Below are 20,269 nucleotides of genomic sequence, written 5' to 3'. Positions count from 1 at the left end.
GCACCACGGCGGAATAAAGAGTGACGACGGCAAGAGTGAGAAGGACCGGAGCAGGTCAAGGCAGCGCGCGTGGTTCTGCCGTTGCCGACGGCCGGCCGTCCGGCTTCTTGCTCCGGATTGCCTCAGGGCGTGCCGCCGCCGCGGCTGTGGCATTGGCGCTCATGGTTGCCGGATGCACCGGAGACGGCGGCGGCGCACCGACGGCCGGGAGCACCAGCTCGCCGGCCTCAAGCCCCGCTGGCAGCGGGACCGGCCCCGGTGGAAGCCCGTCGGCCAGCCCCGGGCGGTCCACACCCAGCGAACCCGCGGCTCCGGTGGTCCGAACCAGGATTGACGGCCTGCAACTGCCTTGGTCAACCGTGTTCATGCCTGACGGGTCCGCAGTCATATCGGAACGGGATTCCGCGCTCCTCAAATCCGTGAAGGGCAGCGAAATCCGCACCATCGGCAAGGTCCCGGACGTAGTGCCAGGTGGTGAGGGCGGCTTGATGGGCCTGGCTTTGTCGCCCGACTTCGCGTCGGACCGGCTTCTTTACGTCTACTTCACCGCGGCCGATGACAACCGGATCGCCCGCGTGCGGCTCGACGAAGCCGGGACTGGGACAGATCTCAGGTTGGGCGCCCCCGAAGTCATCTTCTCCGGCATCCCGAAGGCCTCCACGCATAACGGCGGCAGGCTCCGCTTCGGCCCCGACGGTTTCCTTTACGTGGGGACGGGCGACTCCCAGCGACGGGAACAGCCCCAGGACCGGAATGCGCTGGGCGGGAAAATCCTGCGCCTTACCAGGGACGGCGAGCCGGCACCGGGCAACCCGTTCCCGGGCAATCCCGTTTACAGCCTGGGGCACCGGAATGTGCAGGGACTGGCGTGGGACAGCGATGGCCGGCTGTGGGCCAGCGAGTTCGGTCCCGACGTCAATGATGAACTTAATCTGATCCAGGCCGGAGGCAACTACGGCTGGCCTGACGTGACCGGCGCGCCTCACCGTGAGGGATTCATCGATGCAAAGGTTGTCTGGCCGTCCACGGCCGAGTCATCCCCGAGCGGCCTGGAGATCGTGGGCGGCACGGCCTATCTGGGCGCGCTCAGGGGCCGGCGAATCTGGGCCGTTCCGCTCCAAGGCGAAAGCGCGGGCACCCCTGTGGCCTATTTCACACGGCAGTACGGCCGCATCCGGAGCGTTTCCCTCGCCCCGAACGGGGAGTTGTGGGTTCTGAGCAACAACGAAAACCCTGATTTTGTGCTGATTTTGGGCCTTCCGAACTAACGCGCGGGCCCTCCTGCCGGCCCGATTTCACACTGGCCAAAAGTTCGTGTAGAGTTTCATGTCGTTGCGGAGATCAACGAGGGAAAGAAAAGCCCACGATTGAACGAAACAGCAGATGCACCTCTAGCTCAATTGGCAGAGCAATTGACTCTTAATCAATGGGTTCCGGGTTCAAGTCCCGGGGGGTGCACAGGTGAGAAACCCCGTCTTCATAGGCCACAAGCCATGAAGGCGGGGTTTCGTTTTGCCCGCGATAATCCGACGGGCCAGAGCCGTCGAGGCCGCGCAGCAGGTTCTTGAGTCCGCCTCCATGGAGCGCGCGCCACCCCGGCGCTCAGGAACGTCTGCTTACAATCGAACGTCATCAACTACTGAGGGAACCCATGAAGAAACTCACCACCGCCCTGCTCGCCGCCGGACTCGTCCTCTCCGCTTCGGCCTGCGCGTCACCCCAACTGACCACGGCAGAAACCTGCGACCGGATCAAGACCGTGGTGTCGAACCCCGCAAACAGCGTGGGCAAGACAGGAATGACGCGCCTTGCCAACCAGATCCGGCCGATCGAGGCCGTGTCCTCGGATGACCTGAAGCCGGCGCTGCGGGCGATCCTCGATTACACGGACGAGTCCATCAGGGACAGCCCGGACACCGAAAAGCTCAACGCCCTGAAGGCCGACTACGAGCAGGCAGGCAGCACGTACACCAAGTTCTGCAGCTAAGGGCTGCACCTGCGCCCACGGAAAGGATCTCAGAAGCCGCGGATCCCGAAGCTCGGTCGCGACGCTGCGCGGCAGCCGACAGCGACCAGCTTTGATGCACCTTTCCCTCAGTGAGCCTCGTCCGGGTAGCCCCGGACGAGGCTCACTTCATGACTGCCAAACGCCTTGTGAACACTCCGCCAAGACATCCTGAACGCCGGCGTTTGGACCCGTCCAACGGCATCTCACGCGGCTAGGGTCGCAGCATGAAAATCCCCAACAGGCGCCTCAGCAGGGCCGCCATCGTGGCCCTGGCCCTCGGCCTCCCCGCGGCCTTCCTCACGCCGGCCGGCCCCTCGGCCGCAGCCCCTCCCTCCCGGCAACCCCCGGTGTAGCGGCAGCAGCCCCCAGCGCGGCGGACCGTGCCGAAACTCTGCAACTCGGCGCGCCGGACCTCCCCGAGTCACGGACCGTCACCGAGCTGGCTCCGGGGCTGACCCGGACCTCGATCACCCGGGGAGCCGCAGACCCCTCCCTGGTATGGACCGCCGAAGTCGCCATCCCGTCAGCCTCGCCCGATCCGGACGCACCAGCCTCCGCGCTTTCCGACGAATCCCGCGCCCGCGCCGTGGCAGGCAAGCTCGAAGCCGCGGGTATCCAGGCCCGGGTTGAACACGTTCAGTCCCCTCAGCTCGCCGACGCCGGCGGTGACCTGGGATACAGGGTCCGTGCCGGGCAGTTCGCTTCGAAGGCCGACGGTGCACCCGCCGTCGAGCAGATCAAAGCCGCCAGCTACGCATCATCTGTTCTGTACACGGGCTGGGACGGCGACGCCGGGACCAGCCGAACGACCCGGGGTCCCTGGAAACTGGAGGTCCTCACCATTGATCCGAAGCAGTTCCGTGGCCAGCTCACGTCCGGCTTCGGTCCGAACCTGCAGGATCGGGAAACCACCAGCCAGCTTGCCGCCGGCGCCGGAGCCCTGGCGGCAACCAACGGCGGCTACTTCGACGCCACCTGCACCGATCCCGACGAGATCGTGGCCTTTACCCAGGACTTCGGACCCTCTACGCCGTCCGGCCCTGGCCTGGAAGTTGTGCTCGATGAACACGGCACCGTCAAAGCCGTCAACTCCTCGCGCGGCATCCCGGTTCCTGCCCGCGGACGCACCGTGCAGGCTATCGGTACGGACGTCCAGAAACTCGGCAGCCTGGCCAAGATCGGCACACGGCTGAAGATCGACGCAGAACTCGTCAACGAAGCCGGTAGGCCGCTACAAGCAGGCTCCACGACGGACGTCGTCAACGGGGGTCCCGTCCTGGTGTCCAATGGCGCCGAGAACATCACCGCTAAACGGGACGGCATGGTCCGCCAGGGCGACAGCAACAGCTTCTATTACGGCTGGGTCCACAAGCGCAATCCCCGTACCATCGCCGGCGTCGATGCCCAGGGGCGCACGCTGCTGGTCACCGCCGACGGACGCCAGACGACAGCGCTCGGGCTCAGCATCAAGGAGTCAGCAGACGTTGCCCGATCCCTGGGAATGGTGGACGCCATCAACCTGGACGGCGGCGGCTCCACCACCATGGTGGTCAATGGCCAAGTGGTCAACTCACCCTCCGACGCCGCCGGACAACGGCCTGTGGGCGACGCCCTTCTGGTGCTTCCGCGTCGGAGGGACTGACCCGTCAGCGAACAGGAAGGACTCGAGGGGCGCCGGTCACGCCCGGGCGGGATTAGCGCTGGTCCTTTTCTGTTGCACTCTGCTCTTGAACGGCAGGCTCACCGGCCCAGGGTGGCTTCGGTGACCACTTGCTGGCCGCCGCGGTGGAGACGAAATAAAAAGCGATGACGACGCCGGTGACAGTGGTCAGTGACGCAAGGAGCTGGTCCGGCAGGAGACCCCGGGGGCCCGGCGCGAAGAAGGTTGCCCACGAGACCAGCACCAGGTACAGGAGAACCACAGTGGCAGCAATGGCGTCGCGCATGGCCTCAGCCGGGGGAAGCTTCCGGTCGTCCCGCTGGTGGATCCAGATGCCATAGAACGTGATGACGATGAGGAGGCCCGCGCCGAGCATGTAGCCCAGATCCTGAAAGAGCCACGTCTGCCTGCCTTGGGTTGCGAGCTTGTACGTAACGTTCTCCGCGATGGGTGCCAGCGACACAACGATGAAATCGGGAAGGATGACACGGCGTACGAGGGGGCTCCGGCTTCGTCCGGAGTTGGGGCCGCGGCCAGCAGTTTGGTCTTCAGGCATGCCTTGTCCGCCCATCTCCAGGACTCACAAATATGTGGCCAGTGTGCCCCTCCCTTGACGCGCCGTCAACCAGGGCGAATGAGGAGGATTCAGGCGGCGTCGCCCGGGGGCGTCAACGAACGTTGCTTCTGTCAGTCGAAGGAGCGGGCCTCGGCCAGCCCTGAATCGGCGCTCGCCACGATGGCGGTCGTCTCCGGGGATGCGAATCGGGTGGCAAGCTCCCGGACCACGGCCTTAAGTTCCTGCCGGAGGACATCCGGATCGATGGATGCTGCGGCAAGCACGGACCGCTCCATGTCCGCTGCGGCAGCCACTGCCTCGGTGCCACGCTCAGTCAGTGAAACGACGTGGCTGCGGCGATCAGATGTGCTGCGCTGGCGCACGATGTGTCCGTGCGCTTCGAGCCGGCTGAGCGTTTTGCCCATGGTCTGGGCCTGGACGCGCACCAGCTGAGCCAGCTGGGCCTGCGTCATGGGACCGTTGTTGTAGAGAACCTCGATGGCAATCACACCGGCGTGGGTCAAGCCGATGGCACCCAGCTTTTCATTCCAGGAGTGTTCAACGAGACGTGCCGCCGTGGACAAGAGGCGCCCAGTGGGCCAGCGATCCATATCAGGCATACCAACAAGTATAGCCAGTGTGGATTGGTGACCGCCCGCAAGCCTTACTAAGCTTAAATGTCCCGCACGCAAACAAGGAGAATACTTTGGCTGAAAGACTCATCCCGGGCGACACCGCACCCGGATTTACATTGAAGGACTCGGCCGGAGCAGACGTCAGCCTCAACGACTACCGGGGCCGGAACACCATCATTTACTTTTATCCGGCCGCCGCTACCCCGGGGTGCACGAAACAGGCGTGCGACTTCCGGGACAGCCTCGCCTCGCTGCAGGCCGCGGGCTACGACGTACTGGGAATCTCGCCTGACCCCGTCAGCAAGCTGGCGGCATTTGCTGAGTCCGAAGGCCTGACGTTCCCGCTCCTGTCCGACGACACCCATGCCGTTGCCGAGGCCTACGCTGCGTGGGGCGAGAAGAAGAACTACGGGCGGACCTACGACGGCCTCATCCGTTCGACCGTTGTGGTGGATCCGGACGGCAAGGTCGCCGTGGCCCAGTACAACGTCCGGGCGACAGGCCATGTCGCGAAGCTTCGCAAGGACCTGAAGCTGGCGGAAGCCGGCAACTGACGGCACACGCGGCTGACGGTACAATAAAGGCTGGCATCCGCCGTCGTACGTTTTTCTGCCGGTCACAGCAGGCAGAAGGCGCCAGGTGGAGCCGGGCGCGAGTGGTGAAATTGGCAGACACGCAGGATTTAGGTTCCTGTGCCTTCGGGCGTGGGGGTTCAAGTCCCCCCTTGCGCACAAAGCCAAACCGCGGTGCACAACACTGCAACACGAATGCTGCACAGCACGGAATCCCGGGCCCCTCGGCCCGGGATTCCGGCGTTTAACCCGGGATTCCGGCGTTTAAGCAGCGGATCCTCCGGCGCGGCTGCAGCGAAAGCCGGCCCGCTCAAAAAAGTTCTTTCCGGTTCACCCATCCGTGGCCGCCCATTGGCCGAATACCCATTGAGACACCAACCAAGGGTCGGTGCCCCACAGTCGGAATAGGGCCAATGGACGGGGGACGGAAACCGTTCTCCGCAGGCAATGATCGGCACAACCAAGGAGAATCGAAATGCAGTCATTCAAGCGCACAACTTTCACCGTTGCAGGTGTTGCAGCCGCAGCCCTGCTCAGCCTGACCGCTTGCGGCGGTTCGGCCACGACGGCTCCCAGCTCCTCCGCCGCAGCTGAACCGTCCGCCTCCAGCATGGCGCCGTCGCCGTCGGAAACTTCCGCGGCAGCCATGGACCCCGCAGCCAACCTGGCTGGCCCCGGCTGCGCCGGCTACGCGGAGAAGGTCCCCAGCGGTGCGGGTTCAGTCTCGGGCATGGCACTTGACCCGGTGGCCGTGGCCGCCTCGAACAACCCGCTCCTGAAGACGCTCACGGCCGCAGTTTCCGGCAAACTCAACCCGAAGGTTGACCTGGTGGACACGCTGAACGGCAGCGAGTTCACTGTCTTCGCACCGGTTGACGACGCCTTCGCCAAGATCGACGCCGCCACGATCGAAACGCTCAAGAAGGACGACGCCCTGCTGAGCAAGATCCTCACCTACCACGTTGTCCCTGGCCAGATCACTCCTGACAAGATCGTGGGCACCCACAAGACGGTCCAGGGCGGTTCGGTAACCGTGACCGGCAGCAAGGATGCCCTCAAGGTTGACGGTGCCAACGTGATCTGCGGCGGCGTACAGACGGCCAACGCCACTGTTTACCTGGTCGACTCGGTGCTGATGCCCAAGTAGTCCCTGCTGATACTCCGGCCCGGAGGAGAACTGGGACTCCATCCGGCAAAGGAAAGGCCGTGGTCCGCACCCGCGAGGTGCGGGCCACGGCTTTGCTGTGCCCGCCATGTCCGTTCGCGTTTGCGTGTCCTGAGCGCCGGGTCCGTCAAGGGGAGCCTGCCCGTCAACTAGAATGGGGGTCGGGGCCAGCAGACCGTAGCCGCCCACGTGCAGCCCAGCAGTCCAGCAGCCCAGAGGTGATAATTCAGTGCCCAGCAGTATGACGCGCCGTACGGCCATCAAAACCGGTGCAGTTCTTCTGGGCTTGACGCTCACTTCCTGCACCGGCGAGCCGGATCCCGCGCCCTCCACCGCGGCCGTGAGCGCTACCCCCACGCCGACGAGCCCCTCGGCCACCTTCGCGTTCGGTACCGCCTCCCAGCCGCTGGGCCTGGACCCTGCCCTGGCCAACGACGTCGAGTCCCAGCGCGTCACCCGCCAGGTCCTTGAGGGACTCGTGGGCGTCAACCAGACCACGGGCGAACCGACGCCCCTGCTCGCCACCGAATGGACTGCGTCAGCGGACGGCCGCTCCTATACCTTTACTCTGCGCTCCGGCATCACGTTCCACGACGGCTCCCTGTTCAACGCCGAGGCCGTCTGCACCAACTTTGAGCGCTGGTTCAACTTCTCCGAAGCGATCCGGAACCAGGCTCCGGGCACCACCTTCAAGGGCGTCTTCAAGGAACACGCCGATCAAGCGGGCCTCTCCGTCTTCAAGGCCTGCACGGCGCTGTCGCCGCTGCGCGTGCGGATCGACCTCACGGAACGCTTCACGGGATTTCTCCAGGCCCTGACCCTGCCTGCGTTCGCCATCTCCTCCCCCAAGGCACTCGCCGCGGGACGGGCCGATGTCCTCAACCGCACCCGCGGCGGCCAGGTCCTCTCCGACTACGCCAGGCACCCCGTAGGCACGGGGCCGTTCCGGTTCTCCGCCTGGGACAGCACGAGCGTCACCCTGGTCACCAACAAGGACTACTGGGGCGACAGGGGCCAGATCGGCACCATCAGGTTCGTCACCTACGACCATCCGCAGACCCGGCTCCAGGCCCTGCTCGACGGCAAGATCGACGGCTATGACGCCGTGACGGTGGGAAACTTCGACCAGCTCGTCAAGCGCGGACAGCAGATCATCCAGCGTGACCCGTTTTCGGTGATGTACCTGGGCATGAACCAGGAGGTTCCGGCCCTGCAGGACCTCAAGATCAGGCAGGCAGTCGAGCTGGCCATCGACAAAGACACCCTCATCCGGCGCTTCTTCATCGACAACACCGCCCAGGCTTCGCAGTTCGTGCCGCCCAAGCTGAGCGGGTTCAACAACAATGCACCCGCCCTGGGACACAACCCTGCCAAGGCCCAGGAACTCCTGGCGGAGGCAGGCTACAAGGGCGAGCCGCTCAAGTTCTATTACCCCATGAACGCGACCCGGCCTTATCTGCCCACGCCGGAGAAGGTCTATGCCGAGATCAGCCGGCAGCTCACGGCCGTGGGCTTCAACATCAGGCCCGTTCCCGTCGACTGGTCCGACGGCTATCTGCAGAAGGTGCAGTCCCCCGGCGACCATGCCTTCCACCTGCTCGGCTGGAACGGCTCCTATTCGGACGCGGACAACTTCCTGGCGCCGCTGTTCGGCGAGAAGAACGGCGAGTTCGGATACCAGGACCCCCAGGTCTTCTCCAAGATCGACCGGGCGCGCGGCCTGCCCGACGGCAAGGAACGCACCGAGCAGTACCAGACCATCAATGCCCAGATCGCCGAGACCGTTCCGGCCGTCCCCATCGCGTTCCCCATTTCGGCGCTGGCGCTGTCCGACCGGGTCATCAGCTACCCCGCCTCGCCGGTATTAAATGAAGTTTTCACCAAGGTCCAGCTAAGGCCTTGACGGGCGGGACCAATTTCAGTTAGTGGGCGGTGCAGGGATATTCTGTGACAGCCAGAGCCGCTGCTATCGGAGACTGATTGTGACCTTCATTTCCAAGACCCAACATGCCGACGTCGTCCTGATTGGCGGCGGCATCATGAGCGCCACGCTGGGTGCGTTCATCAAGCAGCTTGAACCCAACTGGACCGTTTCCCTCTTTGAGCGCCTCGACGAAGCCGGCCTCGAGAGCTCGGGACCGTGGAACAACGCCGGCACCGGACATGCTGCCCTGTGTGAGCTTAATTACTCCCCCGCAGCCAAAGACGGCTCGGTGGACCCCTCCAAGGCACTGCACATCAACGAGCAGTTCCAGCTGTCCCGCCAGTTCTGGTCGCACCTCGTGACCAACTCCCTGATCGGATCGCCCAAGGGCTTCATCAACACGGTCCCGCATATGAGTTTCGTCATTGGGCAGGACAACTCCAACTTCCTCAAGACACGCTATGACGCGCTCAAGCAGCACCCGCTGTTCCACAGCATGGAGTACTCCGAGGATTTCGCCCAGATCGGCAAGTGGGCTCCGCTCATCGTCAAGGGCCGCGACCCCAAGGAGCGCATCGCCGCGACGCGCGCCGCGGAGGGCACCGACGTCGACTTCGGGGCACTGACCCGGGAGCTGACCACCTACCTTGGCAACAACGGCGTCGAGATCAACTACGGCCATGACGTCACCGACGTCAAGCGGGCGTCCGACGGCGGCTGGGACCTTTCGCTCAAGCACCCGGCTTCCGGGGAACGCGGCAGCATCCGCGCCAAGTTTGTGTTCGTCGGGGCGGGCGGCGGCGCACTGCGCCTGCTGCAGGCTTCCGGCATCCCGGAGAGCAAGGGTTATGGCGGGTTCCCCGTTTCAGGCCAGTTCTTCCGCTGCACGGACCCGTCCCTCGCGTCCCAGCACAACGCCAAGGTCTATGGCCAGGCCTCGGTCGGCGCGCCGCCCATGTCCGTTCCGCACCTGGACACCCGCTACGTCGGCGGCAAGCGCTCGCTCCTGTTCGGCCCGTACGCCGGCTTCTCCACGAACTTCCTGAAGACCAGCAGCTACCTCGACCTCCCGCTGTCTATCCGTCCCGGCAACATCATTCCCATGCTGGCCGTGGCCAAGGACAACATGGACCTCACGGCGTACCTGGTCAAGGAAGTGGCCAAGCGCCACGGGGACAAGGTTGAGGCACTGCGCGAGTACTACCCCGAAGCCAAGGACGGCGACTGGGAACTTATCACCGCCGGCCAGCGTGTGCAGATCATCAAGAAGGATCCGAAGAAGGGCGGTGTCCTGCAGTTCGGCACCGAGGTGATCGCCGCCCGCGACGGCTCCATCGGCGCCCTGCTCGGCGCGTCGCCGGGCGCTTCCACCGCCGTTCCGATCATGATCGAGGTGCTGCAGAAGTCCTTCCCGAAGAATTTCAAGGGCTGGCAGTCCAAGCTCAAGGAGATGATGCCCGGCTACGGCGTCAAGCTCAACGACAACCCTGAGCTGGCGTCGGAGCTTGAAAAGGCCACGGCCAAGGCCCTCCAGCTGGAGGCCTCGCCGGCCGTCAATCGCTAATACCCTGTCCGGGTTGCGGCAGGCTCCACCAAGCAATTGTCCGTCGACCCACCAGGAGACCAAGCGATGTTCCGGCTGGCCAGTCTTTCCCTCGGGAACCGTGCGCTGATCGCGCTGATCACCATCTTTGCCTCGGTGTTCGGCGTGATCACCATGTCCTCGCTTAAGCAGGAGCTCATTCCGTCCATCGAGTTCCCGCGGATCACCGTCATCACGTCGATGCCCGGGGCATCTCCAGAGGTGGTGGACAAGCAGGTGAGCCGTCCGCTGGAAACGGCTTTGAACGGCGTCGAGGGGCTGGAGTCGACGTCGTCGACGTCGCGCAACGGCGTCTCCCAGATCAGTATGGTGTTCACCTACGGGTCCAACCTGGACCGCGCCCGGAACCAGATCGACCGCGCGATTTCCAACGCCAAGCGCACCCTTCCGGAGGACGTCCAGCCGCAGGCCATCGCGGGCAGCATCAGCGACTTCCCGATCGTATTCCTCGCCGTGTCCTCTGACAAGACGCTCAGCGAGCTGAACACCGACCTCCAGCGGCTGACGGTCCCGAGGCTGCTAAAGCTCGACGGCGTCCGCGGCGCCGACGTGACCGGCGGCGCCAGCCGGCACATCCTCATCCTGCCTCGCCCGGCCAAGATGGCCGCCAGCGGAGCGACGATCCAGTCGATCCGGAGCGCCCTGACGAACAATGGCGACCTTGTCCCCGCCGGCACGATCGAGGACAAGGGCCAGAGCCTGTCCCTGCAGATCGGCAGCCCGGTGGACTCGACCGCTGCGGTGAAGGCCCTGCCTCTCGGCGGAGCGAAGGGCGGTGCGACGATCGGCTCGGTGGCCGATGTCAGCATTAAGGACGATGCCCGGACGTCCATCACGCGGACCAACGGCAAGGAAACCCTGGCCGTGTCCGTCACCAAGAAGCCCGAGGGCGACACCGTGGCCATCTCCCACGCCGTCAAGGACTCGCTGGCGCAGCTGGAGGCCGAGCTCGGTTCCAACGCAAAGTTCACGCCGGTCTTCGACCAGGCGCCGTTCATCGAGAAATCCATCAAGGACCTCACCACGGAGGGCTTGCTGGGGCTGGGCTTCGCCGTGGCCGTCATCCTCGTCTTCCTGATGTCCGTCCGCTCCACCCTCGTCACCGCCGTCTCCATCCCGCTGTCGCTCCTGATCACCTTCATCGGCCTCGCGGGCACCGGGTATTCGCTTAATATCCTCACCCTGGGCGCGCTCACCATCGCGATCGGCAGGGTGGTGGATGACTCGATCGTGGTGATCGAAAACATCAAGCGGCACCTCAGCTACGGCGAGCCCAAGCTGACCGCCATCCTGGCGTCCATCCGCGAGGTGGCCGGCGCCATCACCGCCTCGACGCTCACCACCGTGGCCGTCTTCCTGCCCATTGCGTTCGTGGGTGACCTCGCCGGCGAGCTGTTCCGCCCGTTCGCCCTGACGGTCACCATTGCGCTGCTGTCATCGCTCCTGGTGTCGCTGACCATCGTTCCCGTCCTGGCCTACTGGTTCCTCAAGTCACCCAAGGATGCGGGCGCCGCCGGGACTGCCCCCGAATCACCTCGAGCCATCGAAGCCAGGGCCCACGAGGCGGAGCAGCGCAGCCTGCTCCAGCGCGGGTATCTCCCCGTCCTCACCAAGACCCAGAAGCACCCCGTGGTGACGTTGATCGCGGCCGTCCTGGTGCTGGGCGGGACCGCGGCCATGACACCCCTGCTCGCCACCGACCTGCTGGGGAGGTCCGGCGAAAACAGCATGACCGTCAAGCAGGAGCTGCCGGCCGGCACGAGCCTCGACGACACCAGCGCGGCAGCAGAAAAACTCGAGGACGTGCTGCGCGGCATCGAGGGCATCCGGGACGTCCAGGTGACATCCGGCAATGCGCAGGCTGGCTTTACGGCACTGACCTCCACGGGGTCCTCCAACTCCACCTTCACCGTGGTCACGGAAGAGAAAGCCAACCAGGCGAAGCTGCAGGAGACTGTCCGCACTGAACTGGCCAAGGTCGGCGGCGCCGGCAAGATTTCCGTCGGATCCCAGCAGGGCGGCTTCGGCACCTCCTCCACGGTGGACATCACCCTCAAGGCCGCCACCACGGAAGACCTCCGGACGGCCAGTGACGCCATGGTCCGGGCCATGGCGGGCGTCCCCGGAAGCACGGAGGTGACCACCAACCTGGCCGCAAGCCAGCCCGTGGTGCAGGTCAAGGTGGACCGGGCCAAGGCGGTGGCGGCCGGCCTGACGGAAGAGCAGGTGGCAGGCGTGCTGGCCTCAACCATCAGTCCCGTCCCCGCGGGCACCGTGCGCATCGACACGGACGACTTCCCCGTCCGGATCGGCGAGGGGACCCGCTTCACGAGCATCGCGGCTGTGCGCAACATCCCGCTTCCCACCGCGTCCGGTGCCGTACCACTAGACAAGATAGCCGCCGTCGAACGGGTGGACGTCCCCGTCTCCATCACCTCAAGCAACGGCCAGCGGACCGCGCAAGTCTCCGTAACGCCGTCGGGCGCCAACCTGGGTGCCGTCAGCACCGAGGTGCAGAACCGCCTCAAATCCGTGGAGCTTCCGGCCGGCGTCACCGCGCAGATCGGCGGGGCCACCACCCAGCAGGCTGAGTCCTTCCGGCAGCTCGGACTCGCGCTGCTCGCCGCCATCGCCATCGTGTATGTGATCATGGTGGCCGCCTTCAAGTCGCTCATCCAGCCGCTGATCCTCCTCGTCTCGGTGCCGTTCGCGGCCACGGGCGCCGTTGCCCTGCTGCTGATCACCAAGGTGCCGCTGGGGCTGCCGTCCCTGATCGGCATGCTGATGCTCGTCGGGATTGTGGTGACCAACGCGATCGTGCTCATCGACCTGATCAACCAGTACCGCAAGCCGCGCGGCGGCAGGCCCGGCATGAGGGTGGCCGATGCCATCACCCACGGGGCGCGGCAGCGCCTGCGCCCCATCCTCATGACGGCGCTGGCGACCGTGTTTGCCCTGACGCCCATGGCCCTCGGCATGACCGGCGGCGGCGGGTTCATTTCCCAGCCGCTGGCCATCGTGGTGATCGGCGGCCTGGTGTCCTCCACCGCGCTGACCCTGGTGCTGGTCCCCGTGCTGTACCGGCTGGTGGAGGGGCGCAAGGAGAAGAAATCACTGCTCCGGCAGCTGAAGGAACGCCCGGGCATTGCGCCGGCAGACGACGTCGACGACGAGCTCGCGGATTGGACCACCGGCATGGTCCCCAAGGTCACCGGCAGGCGCGCCGCACCGGGCGCCCCCGAGTAACGTCCGCGCCTCTCGCCTGCCCCCGTTCCTCCCCACCCAGCCCTCCCCACCCAGCCCTCCTCACCCCAACTGGGTAGCAGCACACGTCGTTTTCAGGGCTCAGAACGGCGCGAGCTGCTACCTGGTTGGGTTCGGCCCCGGAACCTGTGGATAACTTCCACGCGGCCGGTTCGTTTTTGCAACCATGGGGCCATGAAGCATCCGCGGCCCCTGCCAGACCAGCTGGCAGCCATCCCTTTCACCGTAAGCGAGGCGTTAGGCGCCGGGGTGGCCCGTGGCCGGCTGCAGAACCGCTCGCTCATCACGCCCAGTCGCGGCATCCGCGTACCGGCAGGCGGCAGGACTCCCGACGCCGGCCCTCTCCCTGGTGCCCTCCTGCAGCTTTCGCAGCTGGCCAGGCCCGTCACGCGTGTCACAGGCCTTTCGGCGGCGTCCCACGCCACGGCCTTCCGGCTGTGGGAGTACCCGGGTTTCCTTCCGGGCGCAGACGCCCCGGGCGTTCACATTTCCCGCCCGGACACCGTGGCCATCTCGAGACGGCGCGGCGTCATTGGCCATCGCGGGCAATTCTTTCCGGATGAGATCGTGGACCTGAACGGGATCCTGGTGACCAGCCGGGCCCGCACCTGGTTGGATAATGCCCGGCGGATGAGCGTCGATGAACTCACCGTGGTAGCTGACCACCTGCTTCGGCTTCCGCGCCCGGAATTCGAAGGTCGGAGCGAAGCTCATGCAACCCTCGAGCAACTGGCGGACATGCTGGACCGCCACAAGGGCACACCGGGAATCCGCAAGGCACGGCTAGCCCTGGAGCAGGCGAGGATCGGCGCGGACTCCGCTCCCGAAACGCGCCTTCGCCTGGCGCTGGACCGCGCGGGCCTGCCCGAAGCGCAACTCAATGTGGCCGCGGTGCTGAGTTCCGGCGTCGTGCGTCAACCCGATCTGGCCTACGCGGAATACCGCGTGGCCGTGGAGTACGACGGCCAAGGGCATTCGGACCCGGCCCAGATCGTCAGGGACATCGCCCGGGACGAGGACTTCGCCCTGGCCGGCTGGACGCTGGTTCGGATATCCAGGCGGCACATGGAAAACGACGCCAAGGCAGCGGTCCGCAAGGTTCGTGCCGCGCTCCGGGCGAGCGGCTGGTCCCCCACTAGGTAGCAGCTCGCGCCGTTTTCAGGGCTCAGAACGGCGCGAGCTGCTACCCAGTGGGGTCACGGGAATAACTTGCCGTGCTGAACGTTACAACATGCGATAGATGCAAATGCATGTAAATAGGATATAGTTGTAACAGGCCCGGACACCCCGGCGAACGGAAAGGCTCATCATGCAGATCGGCGTATTCAGCGTCAGCGACATCACCACGGACCCCACCACGGGCCGGACCCCCACCGAGCACGAGCGCATCAAGGCGTCGGTGGCGATCGCCAAGAAGGTCGAAGAAATTGGCATGGATGTCTACGCCCTCGGCGAGCACCACAACCGGCCCTTCTTCTCCTCCTCGCCCACCACCACGCTGGCGTACATCGCCGCCCAGACGGAGCGCATCACGCTCTCCACGGCCACCACGCTCATCACCACGAACGATCCGGTGAAGATCGCCGAGGACTTTGCCATGCTGCAGCACCTCGCCGACGGCCGCGTGGACCTCGTGCTGGGACGCGGCAACACGGCGCCGGTCTACCCCTGGTTCGGCAAGAACATCCAGGACGGGATCGAGCTGGCGATCGAAAACTACAGCCTGCTGCGCCGGCTGTGGGACGAGGACACCGTCAACTGGTCCGGGAAGTTCCGCACGCCGCTGCAGAACTTCACCTCCACGCCGCGCCTGCTCGACGGCGTCGCCCCCTTCGTCTGGCACGGGTCCATCCGGACGCCGCAGATCGCGGAAGTGGCGGCGTACTACGGCGACGGCTTCTTCGCGAACAACATCTTCTGGCCCAAGGAGCACTACCAGCAGCTGATCGGCCTGTACCGCGAGCGCTACGAGCACTACGGGCACGGCAAGGCGGACCAGGCGATCGTGGGCCTGGGCGGGCAGTTCTTCATGCGCAAGAACTCCCAGGACGCCGTCAAGGAGTTCCGGCCCTACTTCGACAACGCCCCCGTCTACGGCCACGGCCCCTCGCTCGAGGACTTCACGTCGCAGACGCCGCTGACGGTCGGCAGCCCGCAGGAGGTCATCGAAAAGACGCTCACGTTCCGCGAATTCTTCGGCGACTACCAGCGCCAGCTGTTCCTCATCGACCATGCAGGCCTGCCGCTGAAGACCGTTCTGGAGCAGCTGGACCTGTTCGGCGAAGAGGTCCTGCCCGTGCTGCGCAAGGAGTACGCCGCGCTCAAGCCGGCGCACGTGCCGGATCCGCCCACGCACGCCGGGCGCGTAGCGGCAAGGATCGCCGCCGAGAACGCCGCTGAGACTGAAGCCGGCCAGGCTGAACCCTCCGCCGCTCCCGCCGCACGGGAGGCATGATGACCGCCCGGACAGCCCCGGCAGCGTCTCCGGTACGCCTGGCCGCCGAAACCTGGGAATCACTCTTCCGGGCGCAGGTTGCCGTGATGCGCCGGCTGCAGTCCGGACCGGCCTTCAAGGACCTGGCGGTGAACGAGTATGACGTTCTGTTCACCCTGTCCCGGTGCCCGTCCGGCCGGCTGCGCCTGAATGAGCTCAACGACCACGTCCTCCTGAGCCAGTCCAGCCTCAGCAGGCTGGTTGACCGGCTGGAGAAGCGCGGCCTGGTGGAACGGTCGCCCGCACCGAATGACGGCCGCGGGGTGCTGCTGAAGCTGACGGACGCGGGCGTTGAACTGCAAAAACAGATCGGCCGCGAGCATGTCAGGGACATCGCTGCACTCGTCGGCCCGGCGCTGACAGCGGCGGAGCAGAGGGAGCTCCTGAGGCTGACGGAGAAGCTGCGCGCTTCCTTGCCGCCGCGTTAGCTAGCGGATCACGGCCAGCTAGTGGATCACGGCCAGCTTGTCGGGATCCTCTGCCGGCAGCTCACCGTTGACCACGGCGGTGACGCGCATCTCCCGGAGGGACAGGCTGCCGCCCACGGTGGACAGGAACGCCGTGTCGGAGGAATCGCGTCCGGCCGTGATCCGCAGCATCGATTCCCGCGGCGCCAGCCCCGTGGGGTCGATCACGTGCCAGGCCCCGTTGATGTGGGCCTCGGCCACGGCGTGGAAATCCATCGGCGAAAGGCCCGGAGCGTACACGGCGGCCAGCCGCGCGGGAACGTTCTTGGCCCGCAGCAGGGAAATGGCCAGGTGCGCATAGTCCCTGCACACCCCGCGCCGGTTCAGTAGTGTTTCCACGGCGCCGTCAATGCCGCGCGAGGAACCGCTGACGTAGCGGAGTTCGCTGAATACCCAGTTGCGCACCGCGTGCAGGAGTTCCTCGCCCTGGAGTCCGCCGAACTCCGCATAGGACGTGGGCAGCAGCCGATCGGATTCCGCGTAGCGGCTCGGCCGGACGTAGCGGATGAGCTCCATGAGGGAGGCCTCCTCCGGCTCGGCGAACCCGGCAACGGTGGCCGTGTAGTCGACGGTGACCTCGGTCGGGTCGGCAAACTCCATGTAGTGGAACCTGCCCCCGTGGTGGTCGGAAAGCTCCGTCAACGGAACCGGGCCGTCCGGGGCGGTCACCGAAAGAGTCTCGTCAAGGGAGGCGTAGCCGCGGTTCCTGGCCACGGAAATGGCCAATGCCACCTTCGTATCGGCCACGGTCTTGAAGACCAGGCGGGCACCGACAGTGCGTTCCAATGTAACTCCGGGGTGTGAGGTAGCGTCAGCCAGTCACGGCTGTGGACCCGGGGGGTGTGCCGAGGCAGCGGGACTAGTTCTTGATCTCCAGAGACATTAGCATCCGCTGGACGTTCGCGAACTCGGAGCCTTTGTTGACGTAGGCGGCAGCCTGGTCAAGGGTGTCGAAGGCCTTCGCCGGCGCAACTTTCTCGTCCGGCGCGAACGGCTTCAGCGAGCGCACATCACTGAAGGAGTAGTTCCCCTTGCCCGGGAGTCCGCGGACCACGTTCTGCAGCTGGCATGCCTTGGAGTCGGCTCCGCCCACGAGGTTGGTGATCCCGTAGGATCCGAAGAAGCGGTAGCCCTGGATAACCCTGAACACCACGTGCGGGGCGATGGTCCCTTCGCCGGCGCTCTGGGGCAGCTCCACCGGCACGCTGCTGACCACAACGTAGGGCTTCCTGGCGGCTGTGGCGCACTTGGCCGCAGCGGCGTCCGGCAGGCCCGTCTGCAGCGTGGCCAGGTAAGTCCCCTCCGCGTCCTTGACTTCGACCTTCACGGCGCCGGGCAGTGTCCCCTTGTCCGGATCCACCGACTGCGCGATCCAGCCCCGCGGCAATTCGAAGCTGACGGACTTGGCGGGGTCGGAAAAGACTTTCCACGCCGACGCCGTTGCCCCGGGAGTCTCGGTCGGTCCCGTAGCGGTGGCAGAGGGAGTTGACGTTCCGCTGGTTGCCCCGGGCGTCGCGCTGCTGCTGCCGGGCTCTGCAGTCCAGGCCGGTGTCCCCTTGCCGTCGCTGCTGCAGCCGGCCATGAGTCCCGCCGCCAGCAGAGCGACGGTGGCGATGCTTACCCCTCGGGAAGGTGTGATCCCTGTCATGCCTCCAGCCTAGCCGCGACGCCGCCCGCCCCTGGCTGACCGCTTCCGCGTTTCGCAATCGGCCCCGGGCTTTCGGAACCTGAAAGAGGGCTAGGCTGGGGGACATGGCGGATGACGAGCTGGACGCGGCGGAGAAGACCTTGGCGGGCATGTCCGCCGTCGACATTGCGGACTGGCGACTGCGTACCTTTGCCCTCTATGACACTGTCCGCAAAATCGCCGCCGACAGCCCGGCTGAAGCCCATGCGTACTGGCGCCAGGAACGGGACCGCATGTTCGCCACCCATCCGGCGTCGGCCCTCACTGCCGAGGCCAAGGCGAGCTTCTACGGACTCAAGACGGCCGACTACGATCCCATCTATCGTTTCCACGTGCCCCTGACCAAGGAAGGCGCAGGGCGCGAAATGAACGTCGAAACCGGCACGGACGGACTGATCAGATTCGTCCGGCTGGGAACCTTTGACCTGCCGGAGATGGGACAGCTGGCGGTCTGGAAGCTCCATGGCTACGGCGGCGGAATCTTCGTGCCGTTCCGCGACGCCACGGCCGGCCAGCCCGGGGGCAGCTACGGCGCAGGCCGGTACCTTCTGGACACCATCAAGGGCGCCTTCCACGGCGTGCGCGGATCCGGTTCCGACGCGCAGTTCGTGCTCGACTTCAACTTCGCCTACAACCCGTCATGCGCGTACAACGAGGCCTGGGCGTGCCCGCTCGCCGGCCCCGCCAACAGGCTCGCCGTCGAAATCCCCGTGGGCGAGCTCTACTGACGTCACGCTTTCCCGGGCGTTCCCGGCGGCGCATACGATGGCTGAATGACCCCAGCTGCCCCGCGGCGGATCGCCCGCGTCCACCCGTTCGCCCCCGAGCCCTCCGCCGCCGCCGAGCAGTTCTTTGTCGCCAACAGCGCCCCTGATTTCGGGAGCGACGCCGGCCGGCTCTGGACCGTGGTCGACTCACCGTTCCCGGGCTCGCCCGCCAACGCGAACGGCGCGCCGCGCAGCGGCTGGGAACCGGGCGACACCGTGAGCCAGGACGACTTCACGTTCCTGGCCCCCAGCGCGCCGGCCAACGTTCTCGGCATGGCCCACAACACCGGGCAGGCCGGCCGCGACCTGCCGGCGCAGGCCTTCCACAAGGCCGCCACCAGCGTCATCGGCCCCGGCGAGGCGATCGAACTGACTGCCGACGTCGGGCTGGTGGAGCCGGAAGCGGAACTGGCCGTCGTCGTCGCCCGCACGGCGAGGCGGCTGACGCTCGACAACGCGCGGACCGCGGTGCTGGGTTACACGATCGCCAACGATGTCACGGCCCGGGACCTGCAGAAATCGGACGAGCTGTGGCTCAGCGCCAAGAGCCAGGACACGTTTACGCCCGCCGGCCCCTGGATCGTCACCGGCCTGGATGAGGCCGACCTGCCCGTTGGCATCGTCCACAACGGCTCCGAACTGGCCACGGCGAGCACCGCGGACCTGGGCTGGAAAGTGGACGAGATCCTCGTTTACCTGAGCGCGTTCATGACCCTTCACCCCGGAGACCTCGTCCTCACGGGCTTCCCGGCGGCCACTGCGCCCATTCAGCCCGGCGACACCGTCACGTGCCGCGTGGGCGGAATCGGCGAACTCACCAATCCGGTCACGGCGGCTCGACAGGCGGATCCCCCGCCTGATGTGAAAGGCTGGGGCAATGGAATCGCCTGCCGCGCCCGTTGCCGAGCCGACGCAGCGGACGCAGCAGCAGGCGGTACCGCAGCAGGCTGAGCCCGACTCGACTGTTCGGCAGACGGAGCCGGTCCCGGAGCCCGGACCCGCGCGATTCCCCGCCACCCGGCACTACCGCGGCGTCCTGCGTTTCCCGGTAATCCGCCAGCTCATCCGGTTCACCGGAGTGGGCATCGTGTGCACGGCCACCTCGCTGGCGCTGTATGCGCTGCTCCGGCCGTGGCTGGGGCCGCAGCTTGCCAACGCCGCCGCGCTGATCATCACGTCCGTCATGAACACCGCGCTCAACCGGCGGCTCACGTTCAAGATCACGGACCAGCGCAGGGCGGCCCGGGACCACCTTAAGGGCCTGGTCTTGATCCTCGTGGCCCTCGTCATCACCGGCGGCAGCCTTGGAGTACTCCACTGGCTCCGGCCGGACGCCACTGTGGCCGACGAGCTCCTGACCACCACGCTGTCCGGGTTCCTCGCCACGGCGGCCCGGTTCACGCTGCTCCGGCACTGGATCTTCCGGCGCGCCCGGCACCGCTAGTCCGAAGTTACGTTGCTGGTGAC

Annotated in this window: 20 protein-coding genes and 2 tRNA genes; 17 read left to right on the top strand and 5 right to left on the bottom strand. The window is 66.1% G+C overall.

The genetic code is table 11. The features are described from left to right. Nucleotides 1–55: 55 nt before the first annotated feature. On the bottom strand, nt 56–367 hold the full coding sequence (locus tag J7I89_RS25080) for a hypothetical protein (RefSeq protein ID WP_251045067.1): 312 nt from the start codon (nt 365–367) through the stop codon (nt 56–58). Here J7I89_RS25080 and J7I89_RS08040 point away from each other — a divergent pair. The 5 genes from J7I89_RS08040 (at nt 366) to J7I89_RS08025 (ending at nt 3,650) form a co-directional block, all read left to right on the top strand. Then, nucleotides 366–1,268 carry a sorbosone dehydrogenase family protein gene (locus tag J7I89_RS08040; RefSeq protein WP_251045066.1) on the top strand — a complete coding sequence of 301 codons (903 nt, stop codon included), beginning with the start codon at nt 366–368 and terminating at the stop codon, nt 1,266–1,268. The genes J7I89_RS25080 and J7I89_RS08040 overlap by 2 nt on opposite strands. 117 nt (nt 1,269–1,385) lie before the next feature. Next, a tRNA-Lys gene (locus J7I89_RS08035) sits at nt 1,386–1,458 on the top strand. 193 nt (nt 1,459–1,651) lie between these two features. Further along, a complete protein-coding gene (locus J7I89_RS08030; protein ID WP_214968918.1) occupies nt 1,652–1,987 on the top strand; it encodes a hypothetical protein in 336 nt (111 codons plus the stop codon). Nucleotides 1,988–2,232: 245 nt separating this feature from the next. Further along, nucleotides 2,233–2,361, top strand: coding sequence for a hypothetical protein (locus tag J7I89_RS25580; RefSeq protein WP_285290193.1), 129 nt, complete (start codon nt 2,233–2,235; stop codon nt 2,359–2,361). A gap of 233 nt (nt 2,362–2,594) precedes the next feature. Continuing rightward, nucleotides 2,595–3,650: a phosphodiester glycosidase family protein gene (locus J7I89_RS08025; protein WP_308159835.1), complete on the top strand. Its 1,056-nt coding sequence runs from the start codon at nt 2,595–2,597 to the stop codon at nt 3,648–3,650. Between the two features lie 52 nt (nt 3,651–3,702). Here J7I89_RS08025 and J7I89_RS08020 read toward each other — a convergent pair whose 3' ends face one another. Together J7I89_RS08020 and J7I89_RS08015 are read right to left on the bottom strand one after the other, a co-directional pair. After that, on the bottom strand, nt 3,703–4,224 hold the full coding sequence (locus tag J7I89_RS08020; protein WP_214968916.1) for a hypothetical protein: 522 nt from the start codon (nt 4,222–4,224) through the stop codon (nt 3,703–3,705). A gap of 131 nt (nt 4,225–4,355) precedes the next feature. Beyond that, the gene (locus tag J7I89_RS08015; protein ID WP_214969012.1) at nt 4,356–4,835 is read right to left on the bottom strand and encodes a MarR family winged helix-turn-helix transcriptional regulator; all 480 of its coding nucleotides are present in this window, start codon (nt 4,833–4,835) and stop codon (nt 4,356–4,358) included. A gap of 95 nt (nt 4,836–4,930) precedes the next feature. On the opposite strand from J7I89_RS08015, the gene bcp reads away from it, so the two are divergent. The 9 genes from bcp (at nt 4,931) to J7I89_RS07970 (ending at nt 16,309) form a co-directional block, all read left to right on the top strand. Then, the gene (gene bcp / locus J7I89_RS08010) at nt 4,931–5,413 is read left to right on the top strand and encodes a thioredoxin-dependent thiol peroxidase (protein ID WP_214968914.1); all 483 of its coding nucleotides are present in this window, start codon (nt 4,931–4,933) and stop codon (nt 5,411–5,413) included. Nucleotides 5,414–5,508: 95 nt separating this feature from the next. Next, nucleotides 5,509–5,590 (top strand) — tRNA-Leu (locus tag J7I89_RS08005). Between the two features lie 316 nt (nt 5,591–5,906). Further along, nucleotides 5,907–6,578, top strand: a complete 672-nt coding sequence (locus J7I89_RS08000; RefSeq protein ID WP_214968912.1) for a fasciclin domain-containing protein — start codon at nt 5,907–5,909, stop codon at nt 6,576–6,578. A 259-nt stretch (nt 6,579–6,837) separates the two neighbouring features. After that, the gene (locus J7I89_RS07995) at nt 6,838–8,499 is read left to right on the top strand and encodes an ABC transporter substrate-binding protein (RefSeq protein ID WP_214969010.1); all 1,662 of its coding nucleotides are present in this window, start codon (nt 6,838–6,840) and stop codon (nt 8,497–8,499) included. Between the two features lie 79 nt (nt 8,500–8,578). Beyond that, nucleotides 8,579–10,084, top strand: a complete 1,506-nt coding sequence (locus J7I89_RS07990) for a malate:quinone oxidoreductase (protein ID WP_214968910.1) — start codon at nt 8,579–8,581, stop codon at nt 10,082–10,084. Between the two features lie 66 nt (nt 10,085–10,150). Then, nucleotides 10,151–13,369, top strand: a complete 3,219-nt coding sequence (locus J7I89_RS07985) for an efflux RND transporter permease subunit (protein WP_214968908.1) — start codon at nt 10,151–10,153, stop codon at nt 13,367–13,369. A 192-nt stretch (nt 13,370–13,561) separates the two neighbouring features. Continuing rightward, on the top strand, nt 13,562–14,530 hold the full coding sequence (locus J7I89_RS07980) for an endonuclease domain-containing protein (protein WP_214968906.1): 969 nt from the start codon (nt 13,562–13,564) through the stop codon (nt 14,528–14,530). Nucleotides 14,531–14,696: 166 nt separating this feature from the next. Continuing rightward, nucleotides 14,697–15,842 carry an LLM class flavin-dependent oxidoreductase gene (locus J7I89_RS07975; RefSeq protein WP_214968904.1) on the top strand — a complete coding sequence of 382 codons (1,146 nt, stop codon included), beginning with the start codon at nt 14,697–14,699 and terminating at the stop codon, nt 15,840–15,842. Continuing rightward, on the top strand, nt 15,842–16,309 hold the full coding sequence (locus J7I89_RS07970; protein WP_214968902.1) for a MarR family winged helix-turn-helix transcriptional regulator: 468 nt from the start codon (nt 15,842–15,844) through the stop codon (nt 16,307–16,309). The genes J7I89_RS07975 and J7I89_RS07970 overlap by 1 nt, the downstream gene beginning before the upstream one ends. A gap of 18 nt (nt 16,310–16,327) precedes the next feature. Here J7I89_RS07970 and J7I89_RS07965 read toward each other — a convergent pair whose 3' ends face one another. Together J7I89_RS07965 and J7I89_RS07960 are read right to left on the bottom strand one after the other, a co-directional pair. Beyond that, a complete protein-coding gene (locus J7I89_RS07965) occupies nt 16,328–17,134 on the bottom strand; it encodes a transglutaminase family protein (RefSeq protein ID WP_214968901.1) in 807 nt (268 codons plus the stop codon). A gap of 73 nt (nt 17,135–17,207) precedes the next feature. Then, nucleotides 17,208–17,996 (bottom strand): hypothetical protein, encoded by a 789-nt coding sequence (locus J7I89_RS07960; protein WP_214968899.1) that lies wholly within the window; start codon nt 17,994–17,996, stop codon nt 17,208–17,210. A gap of 104 nt (nt 17,997–18,100) precedes the next feature. Here J7I89_RS07960 and J7I89_RS07955 point away from each other — a divergent pair, with 104 nt between their 5' ends. The 3 genes from J7I89_RS07955 to J7I89_RS07945 are packed head-to-tail and all read left to right on the top strand — an operon-like array spanning nt 18,101 to nt 20,246. After that, nucleotides 18,101–18,763: a DUF1684 domain-containing protein gene (locus J7I89_RS07955; RefSeq protein ID WP_214968897.1), complete on the top strand. Its 663-nt coding sequence runs from the start codon at nt 18,101–18,103 to the stop codon at nt 18,761–18,763. 45 nt (nt 18,764–18,808) lie between these two features. Continuing rightward, nucleotides 18,809–19,753 (top strand): fumarylacetoacetate hydrolase family protein, encoded by a 945-nt coding sequence (locus J7I89_RS07950; RefSeq protein WP_214968895.1) that lies wholly within the window; start codon nt 18,809–18,811, stop codon nt 19,751–19,753. After that, the gene (locus J7I89_RS07945; protein ID WP_214968893.1) at nt 19,680–20,246 is read left to right on the top strand and encodes a GtrA family protein; all 567 of its coding nucleotides are present in this window, start codon (nt 19,680–19,682) and stop codon (nt 20,244–20,246) included. The genes J7I89_RS07950 and J7I89_RS07945 overlap by 74 nt, the downstream gene beginning before the upstream one ends. The last annotated feature ends 23 nt before the right edge of the window (nt 20,247–20,269 follow it).

The sequence above is a fragment of the Arthrobacter sp. ISL-5 genome (assembly GCF_018613835.1).
Taxonomy (GTDB): domain Bacteria; phylum Actinomycetota; class Actinomycetes; order Actinomycetales; family Micrococcaceae; genus Arthrobacter.
The sequence above is the reverse complement of the archived record's forward strand: the minus strand, read 5'-3'. Positions and strand labels throughout refer to the sequence as shown.

Coding starts and splice junctions, on each gene's coding strand:
- J7I89_RS07955 (WP_214968897.1), top strand. CDS start 18,101: ATGGCGGATGACGAGCTGGACGCGGCGGAGAAGACCTTGGCGGGCATG.
- J7I89_RS07950 (WP_214968895.1), top strand. CDS start 18,809: ATGACCCCAGCTGCCCCGCGGCGGATCGCCCGCGTCCACCCGTTCGCC.
- J7I89_RS25580 (WP_285290193.1), top strand. CDS start 2,233: ATGAAAATCCCCAACAGGCGCCTCAGCAGGGCCGCCATCGTGGCCCTG.
- J7I89_RS07985 (WP_214968908.1), top strand. CDS start 10,151: ATGTTCCGGCTGGCCAGTCTTTCCCTCGGGAACCGTGCGCTGATCGCG.
- J7I89_RS08020 (WP_214968916.1), bottom strand. CDS start 4,224: ATGCCTGAAGACCAAACTGCTGGCCGCGGCCCCAACTCCGGACGAAGC.
- J7I89_RS08000 (WP_214968912.1), top strand. CDS start 5,907: ATGCAGTCATTCAAGCGCACAACTTTCACCGTTGCAGGTGTTGCAGCC.
- J7I89_RS07970 (WP_214968902.1), top strand. CDS start 15,842: ATGACCGCCCGGACAGCCCCGGCAGCGTCTCCGGTACGCCTGGCCGCC.
- J7I89_RS07945 (WP_214968893.1), top strand. CDS start 19,680: ATGGAATCGCCTGCCGCGCCCGTTGCCGAGCCGACGCAGCGGACGCAG.
- J7I89_RS07960 (WP_214968899.1), bottom strand. CDS start 17,996: ATGACAGGGATCACACCTTCCCGAGGGGTAAGCATCGCCACCGTCGCT.
- J7I89_RS07980 (WP_214968906.1), top strand. CDS start 13,562: ATGAAGCATCCGCGGCCCCTGCCAGACCAGCTGGCAGCCATCCCTTTC.
- J7I89_RS07975 (WP_214968904.1), top strand. CDS start 14,697: ATGCAGATCGGCGTATTCAGCGTCAGCGACATCACCACGGACCCCACC.
- J7I89_RS25080 (WP_251045067.1), bottom strand. CDS start 367: ATGAACACGGTTGACCAAGGCAGTTGCAGGCCGTCAATCCTGGTTCGG.
- J7I89_RS07995 (WP_214969010.1), top strand. CDS start 6,838: ATGACGCGCCGTACGGCCATCAAAACCGGTGCAGTTCTTCTGGGCTTG.
- J7I89_RS08040 (WP_251045066.1), top strand. CDS start 366: ATGCCTGACGGGTCCGCAGTCATATCGGAACGGGATTCCGCGCTCCTC.
- J7I89_RS08015 (WP_214969012.1), bottom strand. CDS start 4,835: ATGGATCGCTGGCCCACTGGGCGCCTCTTGTCCACGGCGGCACGTCTC.
- J7I89_RS08030 (WP_214968918.1), top strand. CDS start 1,652: ATGAAGAAACTCACCACCGCCCTGCTCGCCGCCGGACTCGTCCTCTCC.